The organism is Bacillus cereus group sp. BfR-BA-01492 (assembly GCF_022662815.1).
Lineage (GTDB): Bacteria > Bacillota > Bacilli > Bacillales > Bacillaceae_G > Bacillus_A > Bacillus_A cereus_BD.
Genome location: NZ_JAKUEH010000003.1, coordinates 312316 through 336503, shown reverse-complemented (window position 1 = coordinate 336503; position 24188 = coordinate 312316). Strand labels below are relative to the sequence as shown.

Genomic DNA, 24188 nt, shown 5'->3' with positions numbered 1-24188 from the left:
AGTTACACCTTATTTGAAAAAGTAGGAAGGGTGAGTGAGTTTATGTAATAAAAGAAAAAAGCGCTGTAATTACAACGCTTTTTCATCAAAATTCTTTTGTATAGTATTTGTTTTTGTATCTTTTGAGAAGAACCAACCACCAGCTGCAATTCCAACTAGTACAATCCAGAATCCAATTTTCCATGGAGCAGATTCAGGGAATGAATGAGGGATAACCCCTAAAGCTGGATGTGCTAATGTGTAAACAGCAAGTTTTACCCCAACCCAACCAACAATCAAGAAGGCAGCTGTTTCTAGTCCTGATTTCCGTTTTAATAAGTGTACGAAAGCAGATGCAGCAAATCGCATAATGATTAAACCGATTATACCGCCTGCAAAAATAACAAGGAATTGACCTGTATCGAGGCTACCAATAGTACCTAATCCTGTTTTTGGTAAAGTCATTGCCAATGCAACAGCAGCTAAAATAGAATCAACTGCAAATGCTATATCAGCAACTTCGACTTTAAATACCGTCCACCAAAAGTTTTCTTGTTTTTTCTTTGTGTCTGCTTCTTTCTGCTTCGTTTCTTCATTTGTATTCTTTCTCATATAAGTTTTGAACAAATGGTTACCTGCAATAAACATTAAATAAATCGCACCTAGCGCCTGCACTTGCCATACATCGACTAAGAAAGAAATGATAAACAGTGATCCAAAGCGAAATACGAAAGCACCAGCTAATCCATAAAACAATGCTTTTTTTCGTTTTTCTTCGGGTAAATGTTTTACCATAATAGCAAGAACAAGTGCATTATCTGCTGCTAAAATTCCTTCTAATGCAATTAAAATAAGTAATATCCAACCATACTCCAAAAGTAATGATACATCCATACACATTCTCCTCTCATTTGTATAAATCCTAAACGAGTGACGAAAATCCCCACTGTTTAGTTTCCCCATACTCCTACCTATCAGCGGTAGAAGAATCTAGAAAAGAATGCAAAAAAGACCTCTGCCGTTGATAGGCAAAGGTCTTGCTAGACATATGTAATGAAAATGCCAACAAAGCCGGAAGAACGAAGTTCTACGTAATGACGACTTTGTTTCCAAGAATTATTTCTTGGACGCTACTCCCCTTTGGAGATATGTTATTGTAGTTATATTATATGAGTGATGGAATTGGTTGTCAACCTGTTAAAATATCTTCGTTTGGATATTTTATTTTTTTTCGCTTTTTACGTGCAAAGGAAAAGGCTAGCGTTAGTGGCCCCATCTTTCCAAAGAACATCATAAATATAATAATAAATTTTCCAATGAGAGTTAACTGCGGTGTAAGTCCCATACTTAATCCAACGGTTCCAAATGCCGAAAAAATTTCGAATGCACTCATGAAAAGAGGAGCTTGTTCAGTAATGCTTAAAATAAGTATGGAAAAGAAAATAAATGAAATGGATATGACAGTAATGGTTAAAGATTTAACGATAAGGGTATCTTTTATCGACTTTTTAAAAATAACAATATCATCTTGTTCTTGAAGAAACTTAAATACACCGAATACCATAATTAAAAAGGTTGTTAATTTAATACCACCTCCTGTAGATGCACTACCAGCTCCGATAAACATAAGTAGCATCATAAGCAAAAGAGAGGGTTTGGAGAGCTGTGCGATATCAACTGTATTAAAACCAGCAGTACGTGTTGAAACGGCTTGAAAGTAGGCAGCTAATGCTTCTTCAAATGGTGTGAATCCTTTCATGGAGATAGAATTATGAAATTCAAATATAAAAATTAAAAGTGTTGCAACAATATTGATTATAAGGGTAGAAGAGAGCATAAGTTTAGAATGTAGAGTCAGTGTTTTAAAACTCTTTTTTCGTTTTATATCCACGATGACTGTAAAACCAATCCCTCCTAAAATAATTAAAGACGAAATAACAACATTAACAAGAATACTGTGAGATTGAGACATTAAATTGTCACTCCAGATGGAAAAACCGGCATTATTAAATGCAGAAATGGAGTGAAATAAACTATAATAGAATCCTTTCGTCGTACCATATTTAGGAATCCATTCGAACGAAAGAAAAAGAGCTGCAATACACTCAACTGTAAACGAAAATATAAACAAAGATTTGACAAGGCGGATTACACCACCAATATTTGTTTGATTTAATGCTTGTTGGAGTAATATTCGGTTTTGAAGTCCAATTTTTTTTCCTAACATAATCGCAATGAATACGGCAAAGCTCATAATACCTAGTCCACCGATTTGAATGAGAAATAAAATGACACATTGTCCAAATGTAGTGAATACTTTTCCTGTATCAACAACACCTAGTCCAGTAACGGTACAGGCAGAAACAGTTGTAAATAAAGCATCTAGCCATGAAATAGAAGTTGTCGTTGAAACGGAGAGTTTTAATAAGCATGTTCCAGTAATGGAGAGCATCATAAAAGATAAAATGAGTACACGAGGTGGGCTCATTTTCATATTGATTCGTTTCATGTAATCTATCTGTCCTTTCAGTGTGCTCTCTGTAGTATGTGAAGAAGAAATATAATGTATGTCTAAAAAGAAAGAAGGCAGAATTTCTGCCTTCTAAATCCAAACGGTATAAAATTATCCACGCAATTGTTGTTGTGCTAAAGAAACAAGACGTTTTGTTACTTCGCCACCGACAGATCCATTAGCACGAGCAGCTGTATTCGATCCTAAGTTTACGCCGAACTCTTGCGCAATTTCGTATTTGAATTGTTCCAGCGCTTGTTCAGCACCAGGAACAAGTAATTTATTTGTTTTTACCATTTATATACACATCCTTGTCTATAATCCAGTTTGGTAACTGGTATCGTTATTGTATGTGTTATGGCGCCAGTCATACGCGGAAGTAATCGGAGGGATTAGTAGTTCTTGGATATACAAAAGGAGTAGCTCATTTGCTACTCCTTTTTGAGTGTCGTTGCGGTACCTTCGACAACAATAACATTTGATTGGTTATATATATTTGTTTGCAATGTAATGATTTTTTTATCATCACGTTTTTTTATCACTTCTACTATAACGCGTAATGTATCACCAATTTTTACAGGTGCACGAAAGGAAACATTTTGTGATAAATAGATGGTATTTTTACCTGGCAATTGCGTACCGAGAACAGTAGAAATAAAACCTGAAACAAGCATTCCATGTGCGATACGCTCTTTGAAGATTGTTGTTTTTGCAAAGGAATCTAGAATATGAATTGGGTTTACGTCCCCAGTTAGTTTTGCAAAAGCAAGAATATCTTCATTTGTAATGGTTTTTGTTAATGAAGCTTGGTCGCCAACTTGAATCTCATCGTACTGAAGCTCTTGAACAGATTGCGCTTCTTGAAATAGATTCATGTAATCCTCCTTCTTTTCCATATCGAAAAATGTAAGCCATCTAGATGTAATGGGAGGAAGAAAGAGTTTTGTTTGTTTAGCAGTAAGCTGCCACATTTTTCTTACTTGATGGAAGTAAATAGATTTTTTGAATTTTCCTCGAACTTTTTTACAAGTTCCAGTTGTGTAGACTTGAACTCTGTCAAAAAATCATCTAGTTGTTTTTGAAGTTCCTCGCGTTGAAGTTGTTGTTGCTCAATAAATTGTTTTGTTGTTTCTTCGAATTGACCGCTTGTTTGCGTAAGAATAGACAGTGATGTTTTTGTAGGAGAAACAGTAAGTTGATGAATGTGGTTAGAGAGTTCATTCCATTTTTCTTGCCATTCATGAATTTGATCATTTAGAGAATTGCCTGTAAGTTGTTTCACATATTCTGTATATTGGCTGTTTAATTGAGCAGTGAATTGTTGAAGTTCCTTTTCTAGTTCGTCAACTCCTGCTGTTAGTTTATGCAAAGCGTCTTGTTGTTGTTTTAATGTTTCTAACGTAAGTTGTTCTAATTGTTTTCCCGCTGAAGAAAAAAGGGAAAGCGAATGTGACCAATTTTTCCAAAATGCATCGATAAGTTCGTATGGTTTAGTTTCCATAGTTTGACCTCCAAATGTTTTTTTGCATATTGTGAACGCAGATTATTCTGCTGTACCACCAGGTGAAGATGAAGAATTTTTTTCATCCTTGTCTGGAGAAGTAGAAAACGGAAAGAATGCATTGGTGTATAAAGTGAAAAATGTTCGCAACATATTTTGGTAATGTTCAAAAGAGGTCGCGCATGTTGCTAAATATTGCTCTCCATATTCCGTTAAAGAGTAGATACGTTTTGCTGGCCCTCCTTCACTTGTATCCCAAGTTGAAGAAATAAGATTTTCTTTTTCTAATTTGCGTAATGTTCGATACACATTACCTTGATCGATAGAAGAAAAGCCGATGTCCATTAGCATTTGAATGAGTTTGTAACCGTGAAGACTCCAGTCTTTCAGACAGAGAAGTAAGAAGGGAACTAAGAAGTTTTTTGGCATGGAGCTTGGTTGTTTGGCTGAGATTTTTTCAATACTTTCTTGTTGGTCTGGTTCATTATGTAGCATGATTGTACATCACCTCATGAATCAGTTAGATGGAATTTTTTGCTTATAAGTGCAATTTACACCTATCTGTTTCTCATGTCAATACATGTATTGGAATAAAAAATTAAAATACAGACTTGAAGTTTTTTTCAGAATATCAGAAAATAATGAATAGGTTGAATTGTTTCAAAAACAAATAAAGGAGTGTAGGAGAAGTGATTGATCAAAAATTTGATCCACTGCAAACATGGAAAGAGGTTTATGAAAAAACAGAAACGTTTTGGGGAAAAGCATTAAATGAAACAATCAAAACAGAAGAGTATTCTGCTTGGATGGGAAGCGTTCTAGATTTGAACTTGTTTTATCAGAAAATGTTAAATGATGTAACGAAGGGCTATTTAGAAAAAGCAAACATACCGACTCAAGAAGACATTGCTAGGGTAGCAACACTTGTTATTAACTTGGAAAATAAGGTTGATAACATTGAGGAAATTTTAGAGGAAAAAGCAGAAACTTTAGGCCAATCTCCTACGCTAAAACGTGATGTGACAAAAGTGAAACAAGATATTCGAACTTTAGAAAATAAAGTTGATAAAATTTTAGAATTGTTAGAAAAACAAAATGAAACATTAGCAAAATTACAAGAACCTGTGAAGGAAGAGACAAAAGCACCAGTGAAACCAGAAAATAAAAAATAAGGAATAGGCGCCTTGTTTATCAGTTTCAAAAAAGGTAGGGAGAACCTTCTTGAGATTGTGTAAACGGCGAAAACATATTATATATGGGGTTTTTAGACAAGTACCAATTGGAGTTATTAACTATTGTTCACAATTCATTAAAGGGGGAAAAGAAATGACTCAATTAAATGGAAAAGTTGCAATTGTAACAGGTGGAGCAAAAGGAATTGGGAAAGCAATTACGGTGGCTTTAGCAAAAGAAGGAGTAAAGGTTGTTATTAATTACAATAGCAGTAAAGAAGCAGCTGAAAATCTTGTAAATGAGCTAAAAGCAGAGGGACATGATGTACATGCAGTTCAAGCTGATGTTTCAAAGTTAGAAGATGCGAAGCGCCTTGTAGATGAAACTGTGAATCACTTTGGTAAAGTAGATATTTTAGTTAATAATGCTGGTATTACAAGAGATCGTACGTTTAAAAAGTTAAATCGTGAAGATTGGGAGCGCGTCATTGATGTGAACTTAAGTAGTGTATTTAACACAACAAGCGCAGTGCTTCCTTACATAACTGAGTCTGAGGGTGGAAGAATTATTAGTATTTCTTCTATTATTGGACAAGCAGGCGGATTCGGTCAAACGAACTACTCAGCTGCAAAAGCAGGTATGCTAGGATTTACAAAATCGTTAGCGTTAGAGCTTGCGAAAACAAATGTAACAGTAAATGCAATCTGCCCAGGCTTTATTGATACGGAGATGGTTGCAGAAGTACCGGAAAATGTTCGTGAGCAAATCGTTGCAAAGATTCCAAAGAAACGATTTGGACAAGCGGATGAAATTGCAAAAGGCGTTGTGTATCTGTGCCGAGATGGAGCATATATTACAGGGCAGCAATTAAATATTAACGGCGGATTATATATGTAATGAAGCGAGAAAAAAGTGCATATCCATAGCAGGAGTGCACTTCTTTTTTGAAGAAGGAAATTAATCGAAAAGGGAGATAGAAAAATGACTACATTTGTAACTGAATGGGAAAAACAATTGGAATTATACCCAGAAGAGTATCGAAATGCATATCGTCGTTTGAAGAGAGCAAATGAGGTTTTATTGCGCGAACCAGAACCGCAAGTTGGTTTAACGCCGAAAGAGGTCATTTGGACAAAGAACAAAACGAAATTATATCGTTATATTCCAAAGCAGGAAACGACACATCCAGTTCCTATTTTATTAATATATGCTCTAATAAATAAGCCGTATATTATGGATTTAACACCAGGAAACAGCTTGGTAGAATCTTTAGTAGATCGTGGTTTTGACGTGTATATGTTAGACTGGGGAACATTTGGCTTAGAGGATCGTCATTTGAAATTTGATGATTTCGTATTCGACTATATTGCAAAAACAGTGAAAAAGGTAATGCGAACTGCAAAATCGGACGAGATTTCATTATTAGGTTATTGCATGGGAGGGACGTTAACTTCTATTTATGCAGCGCTTCATCCACACATGCCGATTCGGAATTTAATTTTTATGACAAGTCCGTTTGATTTTTCTAATACAGGATTATATGGTCCTTTATTAGATGAAAAATATTTTAACTTAGATAAAGCTGTTGATACATTTGGAAATATACCTCCAGAGATGATTGATTTCGGAAATAAAATGTTAAAACCAGTTACAAACTTTGTAGGTCCGTATGTAGCGTTACTTGATCGATCCGAAAACGAAAAGTTTGTAACAAGCTGGAAACTAGTTCAAAAATGGGTTGGAGATGGAATTCCATTCCCAGGAGAAGCGTATAGACAATGGATTCGTGACTTTTACCAAAATAATAAACTAGTAAAAGGTGAACTTGTTATTCGAGGACAAAAAGTGGATTTAAAAAACATTAAGGCAAATGTATTAAACATTTCTGCAAAACGTGATCACATTGCTTTACCGTGTCAAGTAGAAGCATTGTTAGAGCACATTTCTAGTGTGGATAAACAATATGTTTGCTTGCCGACAGGGCATATGTCTATCGTATATGGTGGAACAGCTGTAAAACAAACATATCCAACCATTGGGGAGTGGCTTGAAGAGCGCTCTCAATAAAGTGAAAAAATCCAGCTAACGGCAGCTAGCTGGATTTTTTTGTGACATGATGAACAGTGAAGTTTTTACATTCGCATGTGATGCTTTGCTTTTACTATAAGAGCTTTACTACCTTAAAATAGCGAGATAAAAGGAGAAAAATGAATGTAGAAGTATAATCAAAAAACGACAAAATTAAGAATTTGTTTCGGGGGAAAGGAAAGAGTATGCCTTGTTATTCGCTATTGGAAAATGATATGATATGTGATGTGTTTATTGTTAGTTGCGGTGCAGTAGGGATGTACTGCGTATATTAGGAATAAACAGGGAGAGAAAAATAATTTTTCTTTATTTAATTGATGGAAAAAAGGTAGCGAAGTGATGGAATGAAAGGTATAAAGAAATTTTTACAAAAATTACGACCAGTGCAGCTTATCGTTTTCTTTTATTTTATAGCAGTCATTGTCTCGGTAATTCTCTTAAGTATGCCCTTTGTTATTAAACCAGGTGTAAAGTGGACGTTTATAGATGCGTTGTTTACATCGGTTAGTGCTGTAAGTGTTACAGGGCTTTCAGTTGTTTCAATTCCCGATACATTTAATACTGCAGGTATTATTGTTTTAGCGCTCGTTTTACAACTAGGCGGTTTAGGAATTATGGCACTTGGAACGTTTCTTTGGATTTTAACAGGTAAAAAAATTGGTTTACAACGTAGACGATTAATTATGGCTGACCATAACCAAGGAAATTTATCTGGCCTTGTTGAATTGATGCGATCTATTTTAATTGTCATTATTTCAATAGAAATCGTCGGAGCACTTCTTTTAGGAACAAGGTTTTTACATTATTTTTCAACATGGCAAGAAGCCTATTTTCATGGTTTTTTTGCCGCGATTAGTGCGACAACAAATGGTGGATTTGATTTAACAGGTCAATCGCTCATCCCTTATCAAAAGGACTATATTGTACAAATTATTCATATGCTATTGATTATTTTAGGAGCAATCGGTTTTCCGGTATTAATGGAAATAAAGCAGTACATAAGTAAGAGGAAACATCAATTGTTTCGCTTTTCATTATTTACAAAATTAACGACTGCGACATTTTTTGCGCTTATTGTTGTTGGTACAATTGTCATTATTTTATTAGAGCAAGGTCGGTTTTTCACTGGAAAGTCATGGCATGAAACATTGTTTTATGCATTGTTTCAATCTGTAACGACAAGAAGCGGTGGATTAGCGACAATGGATATAAGAGACTTATCACAACCAACGCTACTATTTATGAGCGTGTTAATGTTTATCGGTGCTTCGCCAAGTTCAGTTGGAGGGGGAATACGGACAACAACTTTTGCAGTTAACATTCTTTCTTTATATTCATTTGCAAAAGGTGGAAGAACGGTGCGTATTTTTAAACGCCAATTACATGAGGAAGATATTTTAAAAGCATCTGTTGTGATGACGATGGGCATTTTATTATGTGCCTCAGCATTATTTATTTTATCTATTACAGAAACAGCACCACTTATGAATTTAATTGTTGAAGTTTGCTCAGCCTTCGGAACGACCGGCTTATCGACCGGTATTACATCAGATTTAACAACTGTTGGCAAACTGGTCCTAATCGTTCTTATGTTTATTGGACGTGTAGGGATTTTAACCTTTATTTTAGCAAGCGGTGGAAGAGAACAGCCGCCACGCTATAAATACCCGAAAGAACGAATTATCATTGGATAACTTGAAACCATTCTGCCTGAAGAGGCAGAATGGTTTTTTTAATCATGAATCCCAAATTGTGGATGCATAAATGTATCTTCTGTTTTTTTGCTTTTATTTTTTAATAACTTTTGGTTTTCTTCTGAAATCCATCCGATGTCATTCGTTGGGTGGATCCATTCTTCACCGGACATAATAGCAGGGTCAATGTCATCGCTCCATTGATTAAGAGGGCTGTTTGGTGAATTGTATTGACTGTCTCCAATGACAACATCATATTGATTAGTAAAAGGCTCTTGCATCTTTTTTTCGCTTCCTTTATAGGAAGGAAAGTTGATTTGATGCGGAAGTGTTTCGTCTAAAATAGGTGATTGAATTTTTGATGCTTTCTTCAAAGTAATCCTTCCTTTTTTTATAATGAGCGCAATCATATATAGTATTTCCGCGAGTATAGTATTTTTTACATGTTAACACTTCCCAGTTATAAAATGAAGCAGTCTCCTTAATCTATTAGAGTAAAGACTTGTCATAAGGAGGTTAAAATGTATGGTAAAGCGAAAAGTAAAACAACATGCAGCAGTCAATCATAATAAAACACCAAAAGAAAGTTTGCCTGATGCAGAGTTTGCATTAGAATATGAAAATGAAAATCCAGCGAAATACGCGAATCGTAATTCAAAAAAAGGGAAGCAAAAATAAAGCGAAACTTTAATTAGTGGAGGTTTATCCTATGCTGATTAGTAGCGCTTATAAATTGGACTTTTAAGAGCCTGCTGTGAGCGGGCTCTTTTGCAAATGCTGTTGGGACATTTTTTCAAATGTCTCATTTTTTTGTGGGATTTTAAATATTTTTTTAATTATTTGTAAATTTAATGTTTTAAATTGACGAAAAAGTCCGGAAGAACATTGAAGTAGCAACGTATCGCACAAATAGACACGACAAACAAAAGATTAATGTTGGTTTAATACTGCTTTTACACTAGTAGTTTATATTTGAATTGTACATAAGAAAAGTTAAAGGAGAGGGAAACGGTGAAAAAAATGTTTTTTAAAGCTGCGACAGCGGCGATGGCATTTTCTTTATTAATGGGATGTGGGGCTGCAAAAAAAGAAGATACCGCTGATGCGAAAGCAAAGGATGATAAATTGTCTGGGACATTAACTGTTTACACAGCAATTGAAGAAGAACTTGTACCAATTTATCTTGATTCTTTTAAAAAGAAATATCCGGATGTGAAATTAAATATCGTTCGTGATTCAACAGGAGTTCTTACAGCGAAATTGTTAGCAGAAGGAAAAAATACAAATGCGGATGTTGTATGGGGAACGGCAGCGTCTAGTCTTCTTGCTTTAGATAAGAAAGAAATGTTAAAAGAGTATTCTCCAAAAGGTGTAGATCGTGTTCTTCCTCAATTTAAAGATGATAAGAAACCGGAAAAATGGGTTGGAAATACAGCTTTTATGACAGGCATTGCAGTGAATAAAGAGGAATTGAAAAAGAAAAATTTACCGATGCCAACATCATACGAAGATTTAACAAAACCAGAATATAAGGGAACGCTTGTTATGCCGCACCCAGCTTCTTCAGGCACAGGATTTTTAACAGTGTCTGCATGGTTACAAATCATGGGTGAAGATAAGGGATGGGATTATATGAAGAAACTTCATGAAAATATAGCAGCTTATACGCATTCTGGTTCAAAACCGGCAAAATTAGCAGGTGCTGGAGAGCATCCTGTCGGTGTATCTATGATTTATAGCGGTTTAAAGGAGAAACAAAAAGGTGCTCCGATTGAAGTCGTTCTTCCAAAAGAAGGTCTAGGATGGGAAGTAGAAGCAAATGCACTCATTAAGAAAGCGGATGCTAAAAATGAAAAGCTTGCAAAAGCCTTTTTAGACTGGGCCATTACAGATGATGTTATGAAATTATATTTTGAGAAAAATGGATTTGCAACAATTAAAAATGATTATAAACTGCCAGACGGTTTTCCAAAAGATGTAACCGATAAGTTATATAAAGATAATGATTTTAAATGGGCTGCTGAAAATCGAGATAAAATCTTAGAGCGCTGGGAAAAAGAGTTTGGACAAAAAGCAGAAGCGAAAAAGTAAGTGGGAGAGAAGAAAATGAGCGAATATTTATCCATTCAACATATCCAAAAGCAGTTTGAGGTATTTACGGCATTAAAAGATATTTCTTTTACAGTAAAAAAGAATGAATTTGTTTGTTTACTTGGACCGAGTGGTTGTGGGAAAACGACATTACTTCGAATTTTGGCTGGTTTAGAAGAACCGACAGCAGGTAGTATTATGATTAACGGAAAAGATATAACGGCGTTGTCTCCTGGAAAACGAAATGTAGGAATGGTCTTTCAGTCCTATGCGTTATTTCCGAATTTAACTGCGCTAGAAAATATTGAATATGGTTTGAAAGCGAAACGGTATTCAAAACTAGAAATCAAGCAAAAAGCAATAGAAGCGTTAGAGCTTGTTGATTTGTTGAATGTAAAAGATAAATATCCTGCTCAAATGTCTGGCGGACAACAGCAGCGAGTGGCACTTGCGCGCGCACTCGCGCTGTCTCCACATATTCTTTTGCTTGATGAGCCATTGTCTGCACTCGATGCAAAAGTACGTGAGAAATTGCGTAGGGAAATACGAGAATTGCAAGAAAAAGTAGGTGTTACAACAATTATGGTTACACACGATCAAGAAGAGGCATTAACGATGGCTGATAAAGTTGTTGTCATGAATCATGCTGAGATTATGCAAATTGGAACACCAGAGGAGATTTATCAAAAACCAGCTAATCCATTTGTAGCAGACTTTATTGGTTCCATTAATTTCTTTTCGCAAAATGATAGAAGTCAAGCCATTCGTCCTGAACATATAATGGTTGTGGAAGAGAATGGATTGAAAACAATTGTCGAAAATATGGAATTTCGAGGATCTGTATATCGAGCGGAAGTACGTGTAATCGAAGAGGAGACGCATCTTTATAATGAGAGAGTTGTTATTGACATATTAACGTCTGTAGCCGAAAAGCAGCGTATTCAAAAAGGAAAGACTTTACAAATCACTTTTTCAGAGAAGCATATGCTGTCGTACGGAAAGAAGGTCATTGTTTAGATGGACATGTTAGAAAACTATAAAGCAGAAATTTCTAGAAAAACAGTCAAACGAAGTATTGGGAAGGAAGAGTGGTTACAAAGAGTACTCATTTTTGGCGTGCTTGTAGCATTTCTAATTATGCTCGTTTTACCGCTGCTGCAACTGTTTACACAAGCTTTCTATGATAAAGATGGTACATTTGTTGGCGTTGCAAATTTTAGTAAATATTTCACAACACCAACGTTAATACAATCTTTACAGAATACGGTCTGGATTTCGGGAATGACAACTGTGATTTCTGTTACACTTGCTTTTATGTATGCTTATGCCATTGCAAGGACCAACGTTTTTGGGAAGCGAATATTTCAATACATTGCATTGTTACCATTGTTCGCGCCGACGATGATGCATGGCATCGCGCTTACATATTTGTTTGGAAATCAAGGATTAGTAACAAAGGGACTATTTGGTTTATTTGAAGGGATTCAGATTCCGTTATATGGCCCTGTTGGAATTACAATCGCTGAAGTCATTTACACATTTCCACAAGCGTTTCTTATTTTGTTCATTGCGTTTCAAGGAGCTGATTACCGTTTATATGAAGCATCAAATATGCTAGGTGCGAGCAAGATGAAACAGTTTTTTTCTGTTACATTGCCCGGGGTAAAATATGGATTAATTAGCGCTATGTTCGTTGCATTTACACTAAGTTTTACTGATTTCGGTGCTCCTAAAATTGTGGGAGGACAATATAATGTGCTTGCGACGGATGTTTATAAACAAGTCATTGGACAACAGAATATGCCGATGGGTGCAACCGTTGGAATGATATTATTACTTCCAGCCATATTTGCTTTTATGGTGGATCGGATTACGCATAGAAAACAAGCAACCTTTTTATCTTCCAAAGCAGTACCATACCGAATCACGCCAAATAAGACAAGAGATACCATTGCATTTATGTACTGCGCTGTCATTACACTGATGATTATTCTATTATTTGTCGCAGTTGGTGTTGCAGCAAGTGTGAAAGTATGGCCGTATAACATGACATTTACATTAGAACACTTCAATTTTTCAAGTTTAACAGGAGATGGAATGGAAGCTTTTAAAAATAGTGTAATCGTTTCATGTATTACAGCTGTCATTGGAGCAATTGTCACTTTTGCATTTGCTTACATCATTGAAAAAATTCAGCAGTTAGCGTTTTTTAGAAAAGTGGGGTATTTTTTCTCGATTATTCCGCTAGCTATTCCAGGATTAGTGCTGGGGCTTGGATATGTCTTTTTCTTTAGTCAGCCTACTCTTCAATTTTTTTGGTGGGAAGTAACAAATCCATTTCATTCTTTATATGGCACAATCGCGCTTCTTGTACTGGTAAATATTATTCATTTTTACGCTGTAACATTTGTTACAGCGACGACAGCATTAAAGAAACTAGATCGAGAGTTTGAGCTTGTTTCACAATCGCTGGGCATTCCTTTTTACAAAACGTTTTTCAAAGTGACCGTACCGATGTGTTTACCAGCAATTTTAGAAATGGTGATGTATTATTTTGTGAATTCAATGGTCACAGTGTCAGCAGTTGTCTTTTTATATGCAGTTGATTTTAAATTAGCAGCTGTTTCCATTGTAAATATGGATGATGCCGGAAACGTGGCTCCGGCAGCTGCGATGAGTGTGTTAGTTGTTGTAACGAATATTGTCGTGAGAGCGATTTATGAATGGGGAACAAGGGCTGTTCGCAGGCGAACATCATTATGGCAGAAAAGATAAAAAGGAGAAATTACATGAAAATTGAGGCTGTTATTTTTGACTGGGCTGGTACAACAGTTGATTATGGATGTTTTGCACCACTTGAGGTGTTTATGGAAATCTTTAAAAATCGCGGTGTTATGATTACGGCTGAAGAGGCACGCAAGCCGATGGGATTACTAAAAATTGATCACGTTCGTGCATTAGCAGAAATGCCTCGTATACGTGGAGAATGGGAGCGAGTTTTTGGACAGTTACCAACGGAAGCCGATGTTCAGGAAATGTATACAGAGTTTGAAGAGATTCTCTTTTCCATTTTACCGCGTTATGCAACGCCGATTTCTGGAGTAAAAGATGTAGTTGCTTATTTACGAAGTCGAGGGATGAAAATTGGTTCCACAACAGGATATACAAGAGAAATGATGGATATTGTGGCAAGAGAAGCAAAAGCACAAGGATATGAACCAGATTACCTTGTTACACCAGACGATGTCCCAGCTGGCCGTCCTTATCCATGGATGTGTTATCAAAATGCGATGCAACTTCATGTATACCCAATGAAGCATATGATGAAAGTTGGAGATACAATTTCAGATATGAAGGAAGGAAGAAATGCCGGAATGTGGACGGTTGGTATCATTCTTGGTAGCAGTGAACTTGGATTGACAGAAAAAGAAGTGGAAAGTATGGATTTGGTGGAACTTCAAGAGAGAATGGAAGGTGTCCGGAACCGATTTATCGAAAGCGGCGCTCATTATGTAATCGAAACAATGAAAGAGTTACCTCAAGTAATTGAACATATCGAAAAACAAGAACTTATCATTTCTTAAAAGGAGCATAATCATGAAGGACAATCACTATTTATTATTAACGCCAGGACCATTAACAACAACAAAAACCGTCAAGGAAGTAATGCTATATGATTGGTGCACATGGGATACGGAATATAACGAGTTCGTACAAGAAATACGAAAACGTCTTGTATCATTAGCGACGAAAGAAGAGGAATGTTATACAACTGTTTTCATGCAAGGAAGCGGTACATTCTCCGTGGAATCAGTTATTGGATCCGTCATTCCAAAAGAAGGAAAGTTGCTTGTTTGTACGAATGGAGCATATGGAAAGCGAATGGTTCAAATAGCAAAAGCATTACATATTCATGTTGCTGAGAGCCATACAAATGAATGGGAACCAACGAATCTTGTAGAAGTAGAAGAGATATTACAAAAAGACTCGGAAATTACGCATATTGCGGTAGTGCATTGTGAAACAACAACAGGAATAATCAACCCAATCGCTGATGTATGCCGGTTAGGAAAACAATATGGAAAAGTTACTATTGTAGATGCGATGAGTAGTTTTGGCGGGGTGGAAATGGATGTTGCTAATTTAAAAATTGATTTTATGATTAGCAGTGCAAATAAATGTATGCAAGGTGTTCCAGGATTTGGATTTGTCATTGCAAAACGTACGGAATTAGAAAAATGTAAAGGAAGGGCTCGTTCTTTATCATTAGACCTTTATGACCAGTGGGAAACAATGGAACTTCAAAATGGGAAGTGGCGTTTTACATCGCCAACTCATACTGTACGCGCGTTTTATCAAGCCTTGCTCGAGTTAGAAGAAGAGGGGGGAGTGAAAGCGCGAAATGCCCGCTACCGTAACAATCAACAAGTACTAGTGAAGAGAATGAGAGAAGTTGGTTTTGAGCCATTATTAGATGAAACATATCAGTCCCCTATTATTACATCTTTTCTATATCCAGGGGAAGGTTTTACATTTCAGCAGTTATATGAAGAGTTAAAAGAGCATGGGTTTGTTATTTATCCAGGAAAAATTTCAAAGGTAGATACATTCCGAATTGGTAATATTGGTGATGTGAATGAAAGGGATATTCATCAATTAGTAGATTGTATTTCTGAAGGAGTTGTGATTGGATGAAAGTATTTTGTTTAAGCGGAGCAAGTAAAATTTGTTGAGAAGCAAATTTAGATTTTGATTGAAATGAAAGAAACGTATTTTGCATAAGAGGAATTCAGCATATAGAGCTGAGAAAAGGTTGCCTATATAAGTGAATGAAACGAGGTGAAAGAATGTCTGTTGCTGGAGAAGAAAGAAAGCGTACTATTCTTGAAAAAGTAGAGTTTAAAGGGAAAGTGAAAGTTTCCGAATTAGCAAAAGAGTTTTCTGTATCAACAGAAACAATTCGTAGATATCTAGAAGAATTAGATCGTGAAAAAAAGTTGAAAAAGGTGTACGGTGGTGCTGTTCAATTGCCAGGAGTGGGGACAGAGCCATCTATGTTAGAAAGGGAAATGTTACATATAGAGGAGAAGAAGAGAATTGGCTATAAAGCAGCGACATTTGTGGAAGATGGAGATGTCATTGTAATTGACGATGGAAGTACACCACTTCAAATGGTTCCCTATCTCATACATCGGAAAAATTTAACGATTGTAACAAGTTCCTTTCCAGTTGCAACACAACTTATTTCTTCTATTAATAAAAATATGTTTCATGGTGAAGTACTATTTATTGGAGGGAAAGTATCTCCAAAGCATTCTCGTGTATCAGGTTCTATTTCACAGCAGATGATTCGCCAATTCCATTTTCATAAGGCTTTTATTTCAATCGATGGATTATTACCAAGTTTCGGAGCCTCAAGTTTTGAACTGGAAAAAGCGAAGTTATCAGAGACGATGATTCAATTAGCAGAACAAACATTTATTCTTTGTGATCATACGAAGATTGGCGTGAAAGGAAATTATCGAATTGCAGGGTTTTCTCATATTCAACATGTCATTTGTGATAAAAGAATGCCGTATAGTTTTGAAGAAGAGATTGCTAAACATCATATTCGGTGGACAATTAGTTAAATATAAAGTGAAATTTACTTATTCCCAATCGATCTTCCTTGTTTTTCTACACCTTAAGGTGGGAGTCGATATTACTTGCGTATAAAAAAAGTTGTGTTTGTGCAAAAAAATGGACACATTTTCCCAACTTGTTCATATAATTTACCAACGAAAAAAAGTTGACTTAAGGAAAGAGGGGGACGAGGATGTCGGAACGCATATACAATAAATTAGTACTGTATGCTCATATATTGCAGAAACTGCGGGTCATTAATGAGCAAGAAAAAAGTCAAATCCTTCAAATGATGAACAAAAAAGCCCTATGAGAAAGGGCTTTTTATTTTAGGATTGATGGAATTCTCTCTTTTTTGAGATAGAGAAATCGTATTGACAAAAAAGCGTTCTCATGTAATAATTCAATTAAATTTTTAGAATAATCAAAAAATACTTCTTTTTACATAGAAATGATCGTGAGATTACCATGGGGGTGACGAAATGTTATTTTTTCTAAAGAAATGGAAAGAGTTAAAGAATGTAAAGATGGAATTGGCACTTCGTGATTGGTTTTATGGAACAAAAATTAGTTTGTCTATGTGTACATCAAAAGAACCATTAACATTTTTAGTGAATATAGAAGGAAAGGATAAAGGTTTATTTGTTGATGAAGATTTTATTGTGGTAAACAGTATGTGTGAGCCTGTTTTTGAAAATGATCAAAAGCCGGCTATTGAATCCTTTATGCATGCCGATATTTATAAGAAAAGTAATGCAGAATGTATTTTACAAGTCCAGACAGTAGATAGCCATTTAATGTCAGAGTTATATGGGAAAGAAGAAGAGGTAACATTTGAAAAAGGGAGCGTGAAACGTATTTTTGGATCGGAAGGGATAGAAGAGCTAACGATTCCGATTGTAGAAAATGAAAAGAAATTTGCAGATTTATTAGAGGAGAGTGTTCCAAACTTTACAAAGGACGGGGGCGTTGTTCTTGTTCATAATTATGGAATGATTGTTTGGGGGAAAACACCAGAAGAAACGAAAAAATGGTTAGAGGGACTTGAATATTTAATGAACTATCACGTAAAGTTGTTGATGATTAAAGGAGCAAAGAGTTCGGTAATGTGAAATATTCCTTATTTATAAACTAGGTAATGAAAGCGTTTTAATATTAGTTTTACTCATAAAATATAGGTCTCCTTATTATATATAGATTACATGTGAATGTGAGGGGGAACATATTTTGCGAGTTAAATATCATTTTCTGCCGAAACAGCAGGTGGTTTTTTGTAAAAGCCATGATTCGGAAGAAAAAGCACTAAGTATAATGAATGAAAATGGTTATCGGGCCATTCCTGTGTTAGCAGAAGATGAGAAACACTTTCAAGGAATCATTTATAAAGTAGATATTTTAGAACAAAAATGTGGAGGTGGAGTAAAAGGAATATATGTAAAGGACATATGTGAGGATCAATCTGCATTTATTTTTGAAAAAGATTCTTTTTTTCGAGCGTTTTATATGATTAGACGTCTGCCGTTTCTAGCCGTTTTGAATGAATATAGTGAATTTGTTGGGATATTAACACATTCTAACATATTTGATGTGATTGAAGATTCATTTGGCATGCGAACAGGTGGACATATACTTACAATTGCAACGCAGGATTGTAAAGGAACGATGAAAGAGATAGGAACAGTACTAAAATCGTATCATATTGGGGGACTATTTACATTAGATAATGGAGATCAATACATTCGGCGTGTTATTGTCAATATTACAGATGAATTACATGATAAAGCGCTCAAGCAATTAATAGCTAAGCTAGAGAAAAAAGGATTTCGAGTCAGTCATGTCGATTATATTTAAGAAAATAAGAGAACAGTGATACGCTGTTCTCTTATTTTTGCTTAGAAACAGGAGGAGATAGGACAAGATCAGATAGAAAAATGAAATCTGCATGTTCCCGTACTTTTGGAATAGTAGATTGGATGATACGTGAAGTGATTTCTCCTGGCGGTCCAACGTGGCCAATTGCTACGACAACAGGTGTTTTTCTTATTTTTTGTAGAAGGAGCTGTGCTTGTTTCGAAATGTGTGATGATGTATAGATGTCATCAAAAAACATTTGGTTTTCGATAATCGGAACATCTAGTTCTTTTCCAATTTTTGAGATGACACTATTTGAATTGGTTTTACTATCCAAATAAAATAAACCATGTTTTTTACATATAGTGAGTATGATTCGCATAATTCGTTCATCTGCTGTCACTTTTGATCCCATATGGTTATTCATACCGATTGCATATGGTACTTCTTCAATTGCTTGTTCCATTCGATGTTTAATTTCATCGTCACTTAAATCAGTTGTAATAGCTTTCGGTCCTAACCATTCTTTTTTTCCGTTTATCGGTTCCATTGGCATATGAATAATCACTTCATGTCCCTTTTTATGAGCGGCGATTGCATCTTGTTTAGTGGAAGGGAGAAAAGGCATAACCGCAACTGTAAGTGGGATTGGAAGAGATAACATTTCTTTCGTTCCCTTCATATTATTTCCAAAATCATCAATTACAATAGCTACTTTATTCGTATGAGCATGTGTATTGATTGGGAATATAAGAAATGGAATCAAAATGAATAATATAAATGTAATTATGTGTTTACGCATATATGAAATTCCTTTCTATTTCATAAAATAAATCGCTTTTTAAAAAAGGATATATGTACCTACTGCACTCGATGCGTTCATCTGGAGATAGGAAGAAATAACATCATTATTATGATTTGCTTTTTTATCTAAATTAAACAAAAAATGTCGAAGAAAAATAAGGTAATAACGGAAAGACAGCGTTTGTCCACGTATTGTAAAAAAATAATATAAAAAAAATGTCTATTATTGCGAATGTATTTACAAAGATAGAATAATTTGTAATAATTCTCAAGGTGAGGATAAAGATTTGTAAATTACAGGGAGAAATTGTTGAAATTTCTGAGTATTCGAACTTGAATATGGATACTGAAAAGCTTATGTGATGAACAGAAAAAAACAAGGATGAGAGTATGGGAAGAATAAGGGGGATATGAATGTTTACAGCAAAAAGGAAGTACACAATGGAAAAACTTTCACGTGATATTCATATGAAGCGTGAAGAAATGATTCATTTAGGATTGACATATGGATTAACCAATAAGGAAACCGTTCAAGTGAGCCAAGAATTGGACGAGCTGATTGTGAAGTATCAACGTTACAAAGAAAAACAATCGTCAAGATGGCTATTTTTCACTAAACTACCGATCTTTCAAATTGCATGGGAAGAAAAATCAACTGATTTTTGGAAAATGCTTGTAACCGGTTTTATGAAATAAGTATAATTACCCTCCAAAGAGAAGGATAATTATACTGAATCTAGCGGAAGTTCTATTTGCACAGTTGTTCCTTGAGCCTCTTTACTTTTTATTAGAATACGACCACCGTACATTTCTATAATTCGTTTGCATATAACAAGTCCAAGACCTGTTCCAGTATCTTTACTAGTAAAGAACGGATGAAAGAGGTGTTTTTGAATATGTTTTGGGATTCCTTTTCCTGTGTCAATAATGTGTAATTGCGCATGATCTTGATTGCTGGTTATGATGATCGTTAATGTATCACCAGATGACATAGCTTCAATTGCATTTTTTGTAATATTTAAAATCACTTGTTTCATATGATCTTTTGAGCAGCGTATGTAAACAGGATGATCAGGTAAATTCAAAGTAAATGTAATGTTATATAGATTTGCCTCTGATCGAATAATTAATGAAACTTCTTTCATGATATCTCGTATATCATATTTGTCTTCAATAATCGCTGTCGGTTTACCAAGAATGAGAAATTCGCTAACAATCTCATTAATACGTTCGATTTCTTGTTCAATTACTGAAAAATAGAATTGGTCTTGTTCTAGTGTATATTTTTCTTTCAATAAAGCAACAAGGCCTTTAATTCCAGTTAGCGGGTTGCGAATTTCATGAGCTGTACTAGCTGCAAAAGTTCCAACTAACTCAATCTTTTGCATTTCATTTTGTTGGCGTTCTAAACGTGCTTGTCGCTTTAATAACATATTTTGAATTAATAAAGATAAAATCGTCATTAAAAATAATGTGACAAGACATTCTACAATAACCATTTGATATAACGTTTTTGTATGGATAGGTAATGGAGCAACAGATACTTTCCAATTTAATTTTTGGAGTGGAGTAGAAAGTATATTTGGATGCTGTTCATTTTGTTCGTTATTATGATCCTTCAGGAAGACTACACCATATTGATCAGTTACTTCAAAATGATATTGCGGTTTAATAGCATTTAAAGTAGCTGATATATAGTCGAAACGTAAACTGGCTAGTAATAGACCAGAAGTTTTCGTATGTTTTGTGAGAATTGGTGTAGCAATCATAATTGCTTGATGGCCAAGTACACGATCTGTAATTACAGATGATACAGTTGTTTTTTTAGATTGAAAAGCTTCTTTAATATAAAAACGATCTGAAACATTGACAGGAGCTGTTAGTCCTTCTGAGGCAACGGTTATGACTCCATCAGAATTTGTATAATATAGACCAGAAAACCGTTCGTCGTTCGTATCTGTCTCATGAAGTACTTGCTTAATACCGTTTCTGTTTCCTGTTTCTGTGCTTACGACCATAGCGAGCATTTCGAGTGCAGAAATCGCTTCGCCAATATGATGATCGAGATAATCCCTATATACAAATAAAATCGTATGAGCAGCTTGTTTGTTTTCTTCTTTCATTTGATAAGTATGGTACGAATAAAATGTTACACCAATTCCGATTGTGGGTAATATAACAAGTAGTATATACAAAGTGGTGCCACGAAGTTTTTTACTCAAAGTTGCTACTCCTTCTTTTTTATTATCATTATATATAAACTATGTTAAAATTGTCATGTTTTATTCCGGAAAATTACCGGAATATGAGAATGGGAATATGTAAAGAGATAAAAGATGAGTGAGCAATCAGTCAGAAATGAACATGGAGAATGAGTTATGATGTAGAGTGTCTTTCATTTTTAGAATTTACACGAAAGGTTGGAAGAATATAATGTCGAATGATATACGAGAAGAAATTTCGCAATCTTTAAAGATATTTATTGCGTTATCACGTGTGCAACGCTCAATTATGGATACAACAAACAAGTCTATGCAAAGTAATGGATTAAATCCAACTGAATTTGCTGTGTTAGAATTGTTATACCATAAAGGAAGTCAACCTCTTCAACAAATTGGAGAGCGTATATTAATTGCTAGTGGTAGTATTACATATGTGGTAGATAAGTTAGAAAAAAAGGGACTTGTGAAGCGAACTCCGTGTCCGAATGACAGACGTGTTATATATGCGGAACTTACTGAGGACGGAGCAACGCTGATTGATTCTATTTTTCCGAATCACGAGAGGCTTATACATCAATCTTTTGAAATGTTAACAAAAGAGGAAAAAGCAGAGTTGTTAACTTTACTGAAAAAGATTGGGAAATATGAAAAGTGATATGTGATCAAAAAAGCTTTTAATAAAGTGAAACTTTAATCAGTGGGGGCTTCATCCCTCACTGATTATGGGTCCTTACTGCTTTAAAATAGCGGGATCAAAGATCTAAAGTTTTTTGTTCATTCACTTTTTAGAGGATAAAAAGTGAATGAACATGTTTCGTTTATAGAGCAAATCGTTATGTTCTGACGAATTTTGTTGGAAAATAACAGGAGAAAGGGTAAGGGAAATAGAACTATAAATAGATACATATAATTGAAAGGGGGCATATTTTCTATGTCATTTAAAGATTATGAATATAAGCGTCCGAATATAGAAGAGTTCCAAACAAACTTCACCGCAGCTTTAGAACGCTTTGAAACTGCAAAAACAGTAGAAGAACAAAAAGAAGCGATTGGGTTTATTAATCGGATTCGTAATGATTTTGGGACAATGAGCACTCTTTGTTCGATTCGTCACTCGATAGATACAACAGATACTTTCTATAAAGAAGAACAAGATTTTTTTGATGAATATGATCCAGTGGCACAAGGGTATGTAACAAAGTATTATAAAGCATTATTAAGTTCTTCATTTCGTGCAGAATTAGAGGCCTACTATGGAAATCAATTATTTGCGTTAGCAGAATGTGACGTAAAAACATATTCAGATGAAGTTGTAAAAGACTTACAAATCGAAAATAAATTATCTTCGCAATATACACAGTTGTTAGCTAGTGCAAAAATTCCATTTCAAGGAGAAGAAAGAACGCTATCACAACTCATTCCTTTTATGCAAGGAAATGAAAGAGATACGCGGAAACAAGCAAGTGAAGCATACTATGGTTTCTTAGCAGAACATGAAGAAGAGTTAGATCGCATTTATGATGAGCTTGTGAAAGTGAGAACAAAGGTTGCCAAAACGCTAGGCTTTAAAAACTTTGTCGAACTTGGATATGCGAGAATGTATCGTACAGATTATAATGCGGAAATGGTTGCAAGTTATCGGAAACAAGTATTAGATTATATCGTCCCAGTTGCAACGGAACTTCGAAATAGACAGAAAACAAGAATTGGTGTAGAGAAGTTAGCATATTATGATGAAAACTTTGAATTTGCAACAGGCAATCCGACTCCGAAAGGGGATGCGAATTGGATTATCAACCATGGAAAGACGATGTATCAAGAGTTATCAAAGGAAACGGATGAATTTTTTCATTTCATGCTAGATCATGATTTATTAGATTTAGTTGCGAAGAAAGGAAAAGCTGGCGGTGGGTATTGTACATATATTGAAAATTATAAGGCCCCGTTCATTTTCTCAAACTTTAATGGAACGTCTGGAGATATTGATGTATTAACACATGAAGCTGGCCATGCATTTCAAGTATATGAAAGCCGCAAGTATGAAATTCCAGAATATAATTGGCCGACATATGAAGCATGTGAGATTCATTCCATGAGTATGGAATTTTTCACATGGCCATGGATGAAGTTATTCTTTGAAGAAGATACAGACAAATATTACTTCTCTCATTTAAGTTCAGCATTATTATTTTTACCATACGGTGTGTCTGTTGATGAATTCCAACATTACGTATATGAAAACCCGGAAGCATCACCAGCAGAACGAAAGGCAGCATGGCGGAATATAGAAAAGAAATATTTACCTCATCGTGATTATGAAAATAATGATTATTTAGAGCGCGGTGGATTCTGGCAACGCCAAGGACATATTTATAATGCACCTTTTTATTATATTGACTACACATTGGCTCAAATTTGTGCGCTCCAATTTTGGAAACGGGCAAGGGAGAATAGAAAAGAAGCATGGGATGATTATGTGAATCTTTGCCAACAAGGTGGAAGCCAGTCATTTTTACAATTAGTAGAAACTGCGAATTTAACATCTCCGTTTGCAGAAGGGTGTGTACAAGGAGTTATGAAAGACATTCACGCGTGGTTACATGCAGTAGAGGACACAAAATTGTAAAAAACATATGCTGTTTTTGTTCTGT

Annotated in this window: 25 protein-coding genes and 1 riboswitch; of the genes, 16 read left to right on the top strand and 9 right to left on the bottom strand. The window is 35.2% G+C overall.

The window, feature by feature from the left end; all coding sequences use genetic code 11:
* Positions 1 to 69 precede the first annotated feature (69 nt).
* The 6 genes from MR063_RS06990 to phaQ form a co-directional block, all read right to left on the bottom strand.
* On the bottom strand, positions 70 to 873 hold the full coding sequence (locus MR063_RS06990) for a TerC family protein (RefSeq protein ID WP_242195570.1): 804 nt from the start codon (positions 871 to 873) through the stop codon (positions 70 to 72).
* Between the two features lie 82 nt (positions 874 to 955).
* A riboswitch (yybP-ykoY riboswitch) is annotated at positions 956 to 1130 on the bottom strand.
* A gap of 38 nt (positions 1131 to 1168) precedes the next feature.
* Positions 1169 to 2488: a TrkH family potassium uptake protein gene (locus MR063_RS06985; protein WP_242195567.1), complete on the bottom strand. Its 1320-nt coding sequence runs from the start codon at positions 2486 to 2488 to the stop codon at positions 1169 to 1171.
* A 114-nt stretch (positions 2489 to 2602) separates the two neighbouring features.
* Complete coding sequence (locus MR063_RS06980) at positions 2603 to 2788, bottom strand: alpha/beta-type small acid-soluble spore protein (RefSeq protein WP_242142484.1); 186 nt, start codon at positions 2786 to 2788, stop codon at positions 2603 to 2605.
* Positions 2789 to 2922: 134 nt separating this feature from the next.
* Positions 2923 to 3366: a MaoC family dehydratase gene (locus MR063_RS06975; RefSeq protein ID WP_242142485.1), complete on the bottom strand. Its 444-nt coding sequence runs from the start codon at positions 3364 to 3366 to the stop codon at positions 2923 to 2925.
* A gap of 101 nt (positions 3367 to 3467) precedes the next feature.
* Positions 3468 to 3992: a polyhydroxyalkanoic acid inclusion protein PhaP gene (gene phaP, locus MR063_RS06970; protein WP_242195565.1), complete on the bottom strand. Its 525-nt coding sequence runs from the start codon at positions 3990 to 3992 to the stop codon at positions 3468 to 3470.
* A gap of 42 nt (positions 3993 to 4034) precedes the next feature.
* Positions 4035 to 4487: a poly-beta-hydroxybutyrate-responsive repressor gene (phaQ, locus tag MR063_RS06965; RefSeq protein WP_242142487.1), complete on the bottom strand. Its 453-nt coding sequence runs from the start codon at positions 4485 to 4487 to the stop codon at positions 4035 to 4037.
* A gap of 194 nt (positions 4488 to 4681) precedes the next feature.
* On the opposite strand from phaQ, the gene phaR reads away from it, so the two are divergent.
* From phaR to MR063_RS06945, 4 genes are all read left to right on the top strand, one after another.
* On the top strand, positions 4682 to 5164 hold the full coding sequence (gene phaR / locus MR063_RS06960; protein ID WP_242195562.1) for a polyhydroxyalkanoic acid synthase subunit PhaR: 483 nt from the start codon (positions 4682 to 4684) through the stop codon (positions 5162 to 5164).
* Positions 5165 to 5318: 154 nt separating this feature from the next.
* A complete protein-coding gene (locus MR063_RS06955) occupies positions 5319 to 6062 on the top strand; it encodes an acetoacetyl-CoA reductase (RefSeq protein ID WP_242195559.1) in 744 nt (247 codons plus the stop codon).
* An 84-nt stretch (positions 6063 to 6146) separates the two neighbouring features.
* Positions 6147 to 7232: a class III poly(R)-hydroxyalkanoic acid synthase subunit PhaC gene (gene phaC, locus MR063_RS06950; protein WP_242195555.1), complete on the top strand. Its 1086-nt coding sequence runs from the start codon at positions 6147 to 6149 to the stop codon at positions 7230 to 7232.
* 365 nt (positions 7233 to 7597) lie between these two features.
* On the top strand, positions 7598 to 8947 hold the full coding sequence (locus MR063_RS06945) for a TrkH family potassium uptake protein (protein ID WP_242195552.1): 1350 nt from the start codon (positions 7598 to 7600) through the stop codon (positions 8945 to 8947).
* Between the two features lie 38 nt (positions 8948 to 8985).
* On the opposite strand, the gene MR063_RS06940 is transcribed toward MR063_RS06945, so the two are convergent.
* Positions 8986 to 9321 carry a DUF3905 domain-containing protein gene (locus tag MR063_RS06940; RefSeq protein ID WP_242195549.1) on the bottom strand — a complete coding sequence of 112 codons (336 nt, stop codon included), beginning with the start codon at positions 9319 to 9321 and terminating at the stop codon, positions 8986 to 8988.
* Positions 9322 to 9472: 151 nt separating this feature from the next.
* On the opposite strand from MR063_RS06940, the gene MR063_RS06935 reads away from it, so the two are divergent.
* From MR063_RS06935 to cbpA, 9 genes are all read left to right on the top strand, one after another.
* Positions 9473 to 9625: a hypothetical protein gene (locus tag MR063_RS06935; protein ID WP_011984126.1), complete on the top strand. Its 153-nt coding sequence runs from the start codon at positions 9473 to 9475 to the stop codon at positions 9623 to 9625.
* 333 nt (positions 9626 to 9958) lie between these two features.
* Positions 9959 to 11038, top strand: a complete 1080-nt coding sequence (locus MR063_RS06930; RefSeq protein ID WP_396021819.1) for a putative 2-aminoethylphosphonate ABC transporter substrate-binding protein — start codon at positions 9959 to 9961, stop codon at positions 11036 to 11038.
* 15 nt (positions 11039 to 11053) lie between these two features.
* Positions 11054 to 12055: an ATP-binding cassette domain-containing protein gene (locus MR063_RS06925; RefSeq protein WP_242195547.1), complete on the top strand. Its 1002-nt coding sequence runs from the start codon at positions 11054 to 11056 to the stop codon at positions 12053 to 12055.
* On the top strand, positions 12056 to 13813 hold the full coding sequence (locus tag MR063_RS06920; RefSeq protein ID WP_242195544.1) for a putative 2-aminoethylphosphonate ABC transporter permease subunit: 1758 nt from the start codon (positions 12056 to 12058) through the stop codon (positions 13811 to 13813).
* Between the two features lie 14 nt (positions 13814 to 13827).
* Complete coding sequence (phnX, locus tag MR063_RS06915) at positions 13828 to 14622, top strand: phosphonoacetaldehyde hydrolase (RefSeq protein WP_242195541.1); 795 nt, start codon at positions 13828 to 13830, stop codon at positions 14620 to 14622.
* 13 nt (positions 14623 to 14635) lie between these two features.
* A complete protein-coding gene (phnW, locus tag MR063_RS06910) occupies positions 14636 to 15733 on the top strand; it encodes a 2-aminoethylphosphonate--pyruvate transaminase (RefSeq protein WP_242195538.1) in 1098 nt (365 codons plus the stop codon).
* A gap of 152 nt (positions 15734 to 15885) precedes the next feature.
* Entirely contained in the window at positions 15886 to 16668 is a 783-nt protein-coding gene (locus MR063_RS06905) for a DeoR/GlpR family DNA-binding transcription regulator (RefSeq protein WP_242195535.1), read from the top strand.
* 474 nt (positions 16669 to 17142) lie between these two features.
* Complete coding sequence (locus MR063_RS06900) at positions 17143 to 17772, top strand: class II aldolase/adducin family protein (protein WP_242195533.1); 630 nt, start codon at positions 17143 to 17145, stop codon at positions 17770 to 17772.
* A gap of 115 nt (positions 17773 to 17887) precedes the next feature.
* Positions 17888 to 18511 (top strand): cyclic di-AMP binding protein CbpA, encoded by a 624-nt coding sequence (gene cbpA, locus MR063_RS06895; protein WP_242195531.1) that lies wholly within the window; start codon positions 17888 to 17890, stop codon positions 18509 to 18511.
* Between the two features lie 31 nt (positions 18512 to 18542).
* Here the strand turns inward: cbpA and MR063_RS06890 are convergent, their stop codons facing one another.
* Positions 18543 to 19313 carry a divergent polysaccharide deacetylase family protein gene (locus MR063_RS06890; protein WP_242195527.1) on the bottom strand — a complete coding sequence of 257 codons (771 nt, stop codon included), beginning with the start codon at positions 19311 to 19313 and terminating at the stop codon, positions 18543 to 18545.
* A gap of 416 nt (positions 19314 to 19729) precedes the next feature.
* On the opposite strand from MR063_RS06890, the gene MR063_RS06885 reads away from it, so the two are divergent.
* Positions 19730 to 20011, top strand: a complete 282-nt coding sequence (locus tag MR063_RS06885; RefSeq protein ID WP_242142501.1) for an aspartyl-phosphate phosphatase Spo0E family protein — start codon at positions 19730 to 19732, stop codon at positions 20009 to 20011.
* 29 nt (positions 20012 to 20040) lie between these two features.
* On the opposite strand, the gene MR063_RS06880 is transcribed toward MR063_RS06885, so the two are convergent.
* Positions 20041 to 21537 (bottom strand): DUF3149 domain-containing protein, encoded by a 1497-nt coding sequence (locus MR063_RS06880; RefSeq protein WP_242195523.1) that lies wholly within the window; start codon positions 21535 to 21537, stop codon positions 20041 to 20043.
* A 208-nt stretch (positions 21538 to 21745) separates the two neighbouring features.
* Here MR063_RS06880 and MR063_RS06875 point away from each other — a divergent pair, with 208 nt between their 5' ends.
* Positions 21746 to 22192: a MarR family winged helix-turn-helix transcriptional regulator gene (locus tag MR063_RS06875; RefSeq protein WP_242195643.1), complete on the top strand. Its 447-nt coding sequence runs from the start codon at positions 21746 to 21748 to the stop codon at positions 22190 to 22192.
* 276 nt (positions 22193 to 22468) lie between these two features.
* Entirely contained in the window at positions 22469 to 24163 is a 1695-nt protein-coding gene (locus MR063_RS06870; protein WP_242195521.1) for a M3 family oligoendopeptidase, read from the top strand.
* The last annotated feature ends 25 nt before the right edge of the window (positions 24164 to 24188 follow it).

What these genes read in the sequence shown, in the direction of transcription:
- MR063_RS06990 (WP_242195570.1), bottom strand. Translation starts at nt 873, where the DNA reads ATGGATGTATCATTACTTTTGGAGTATGGTTGGATATTACTTATTTTA.
- MR063_RS06985 (WP_242195567.1), bottom strand. Translation starts at nt 2,488, where the DNA reads ATGAAACGAATCAATATGAAAATGAGCCCACCTCGTGTACTCATTTTA.
- MR063_RS06980 (WP_242142484.1), bottom strand. Translation starts at nt 2,788, where the DNA reads ATGGTAAAAACAAATAAATTACTTGTTCCTGGTGCTGAACAAGCGCTG.
- MR063_RS06975 (WP_242142485.1), bottom strand. Translation starts at nt 3,366, where the DNA reads ATGAATCTATTTCAAGAAGCGCAATCTGTTCAAGAGCTTCAGTACGAT.
- phaP (WP_242195565.1), bottom strand. Translation starts at nt 3,992, where the DNA reads ATGGAAACTAAACCATACGAACTTATCGATGCATTTTGGAAAAATTGG.
- phaQ (WP_242142487.1), bottom strand. Translation starts at nt 4,487, where the DNA reads ATGCTACATAATGAACCAGACCAACAAGAAAGTATTGAAAAAATCTCA.
- MR063_RS06955 (WP_242195559.1), top strand. Translation starts at nt 5,319, where the DNA reads ATGACTCAATTAAATGGAAAAGTTGCAATTGTAACAGGTGGAGCAAAA.
- phaC (WP_242195555.1), top strand. Translation starts at nt 6,147, where the DNA reads ATGACTACATTTGTAACTGAATGGGAAAAACAATTGGAATTATACCCA.
- MR063_RS06945 (WP_242195552.1), top strand. Translation starts at nt 7,598, where the DNA reads ATGAAAGGTATAAAGAAATTTTTACAAAAATTACGACCAGTGCAGCTT.
- MR063_RS06935 (WP_011984126.1), top strand. Translation starts at nt 9,473, where the DNA reads ATGGTAAAGCGAAAAGTAAAACAACATGCAGCAGTCAATCATAATAAA.
- MR063_RS06925 (WP_242195547.1), top strand. Translation starts at nt 11,054, where the DNA reads ATGAGCGAATATTTATCCATTCAACATATCCAAAAGCAGTTTGAGGTA.
- MR063_RS06920 (WP_242195544.1), top strand. Translation starts at nt 12,056, where the DNA reads ATGGACATGTTAGAAAACTATAAAGCAGAAATTTCTAGAAAAACAGTC.
- phnX (WP_242195541.1), top strand. Translation starts at nt 13,828, where the DNA reads ATGAAAATTGAGGCTGTTATTTTTGACTGGGCTGGTACAACAGTTGAT.
- phnW (WP_242195538.1), top strand. Translation starts at nt 14,636, where the DNA reads ATGAAGGACAATCACTATTTATTATTAACGCCAGGACCATTAACAACA.
- MR063_RS06905 (WP_242195535.1), top strand. Translation starts at nt 15,886, where the DNA reads ATGTCTGTTGCTGGAGAAGAAAGAAAGCGTACTATTCTTGAAAAAGTA.
- MR063_RS06900 (WP_242195533.1), top strand. Translation starts at nt 17,143, where the DNA reads ATGTTATTTTTTCTAAAGAAATGGAAAGAGTTAAAGAATGTAAAGATG.
- MR063_RS06890 (WP_242195527.1), bottom strand. Translation starts at nt 19,313, where the DNA reads ATGCGTAAACACATAATTACATTTATATTATTCATTTTGATTCCATTT.
- MR063_RS06885 (WP_242142501.1), top strand. Translation starts at nt 19,730, where the DNA reads ATGTTTACAGCAAAAAGGAAGTACACAATGGAAAAACTTTCACGTGAT.
- MR063_RS06870 (WP_242195521.1), top strand. Translation starts at nt 22,469, where the DNA reads ATGTCATTTAAAGATTATGAATATAAGCGTCCGAATATAGAAGAGTTC.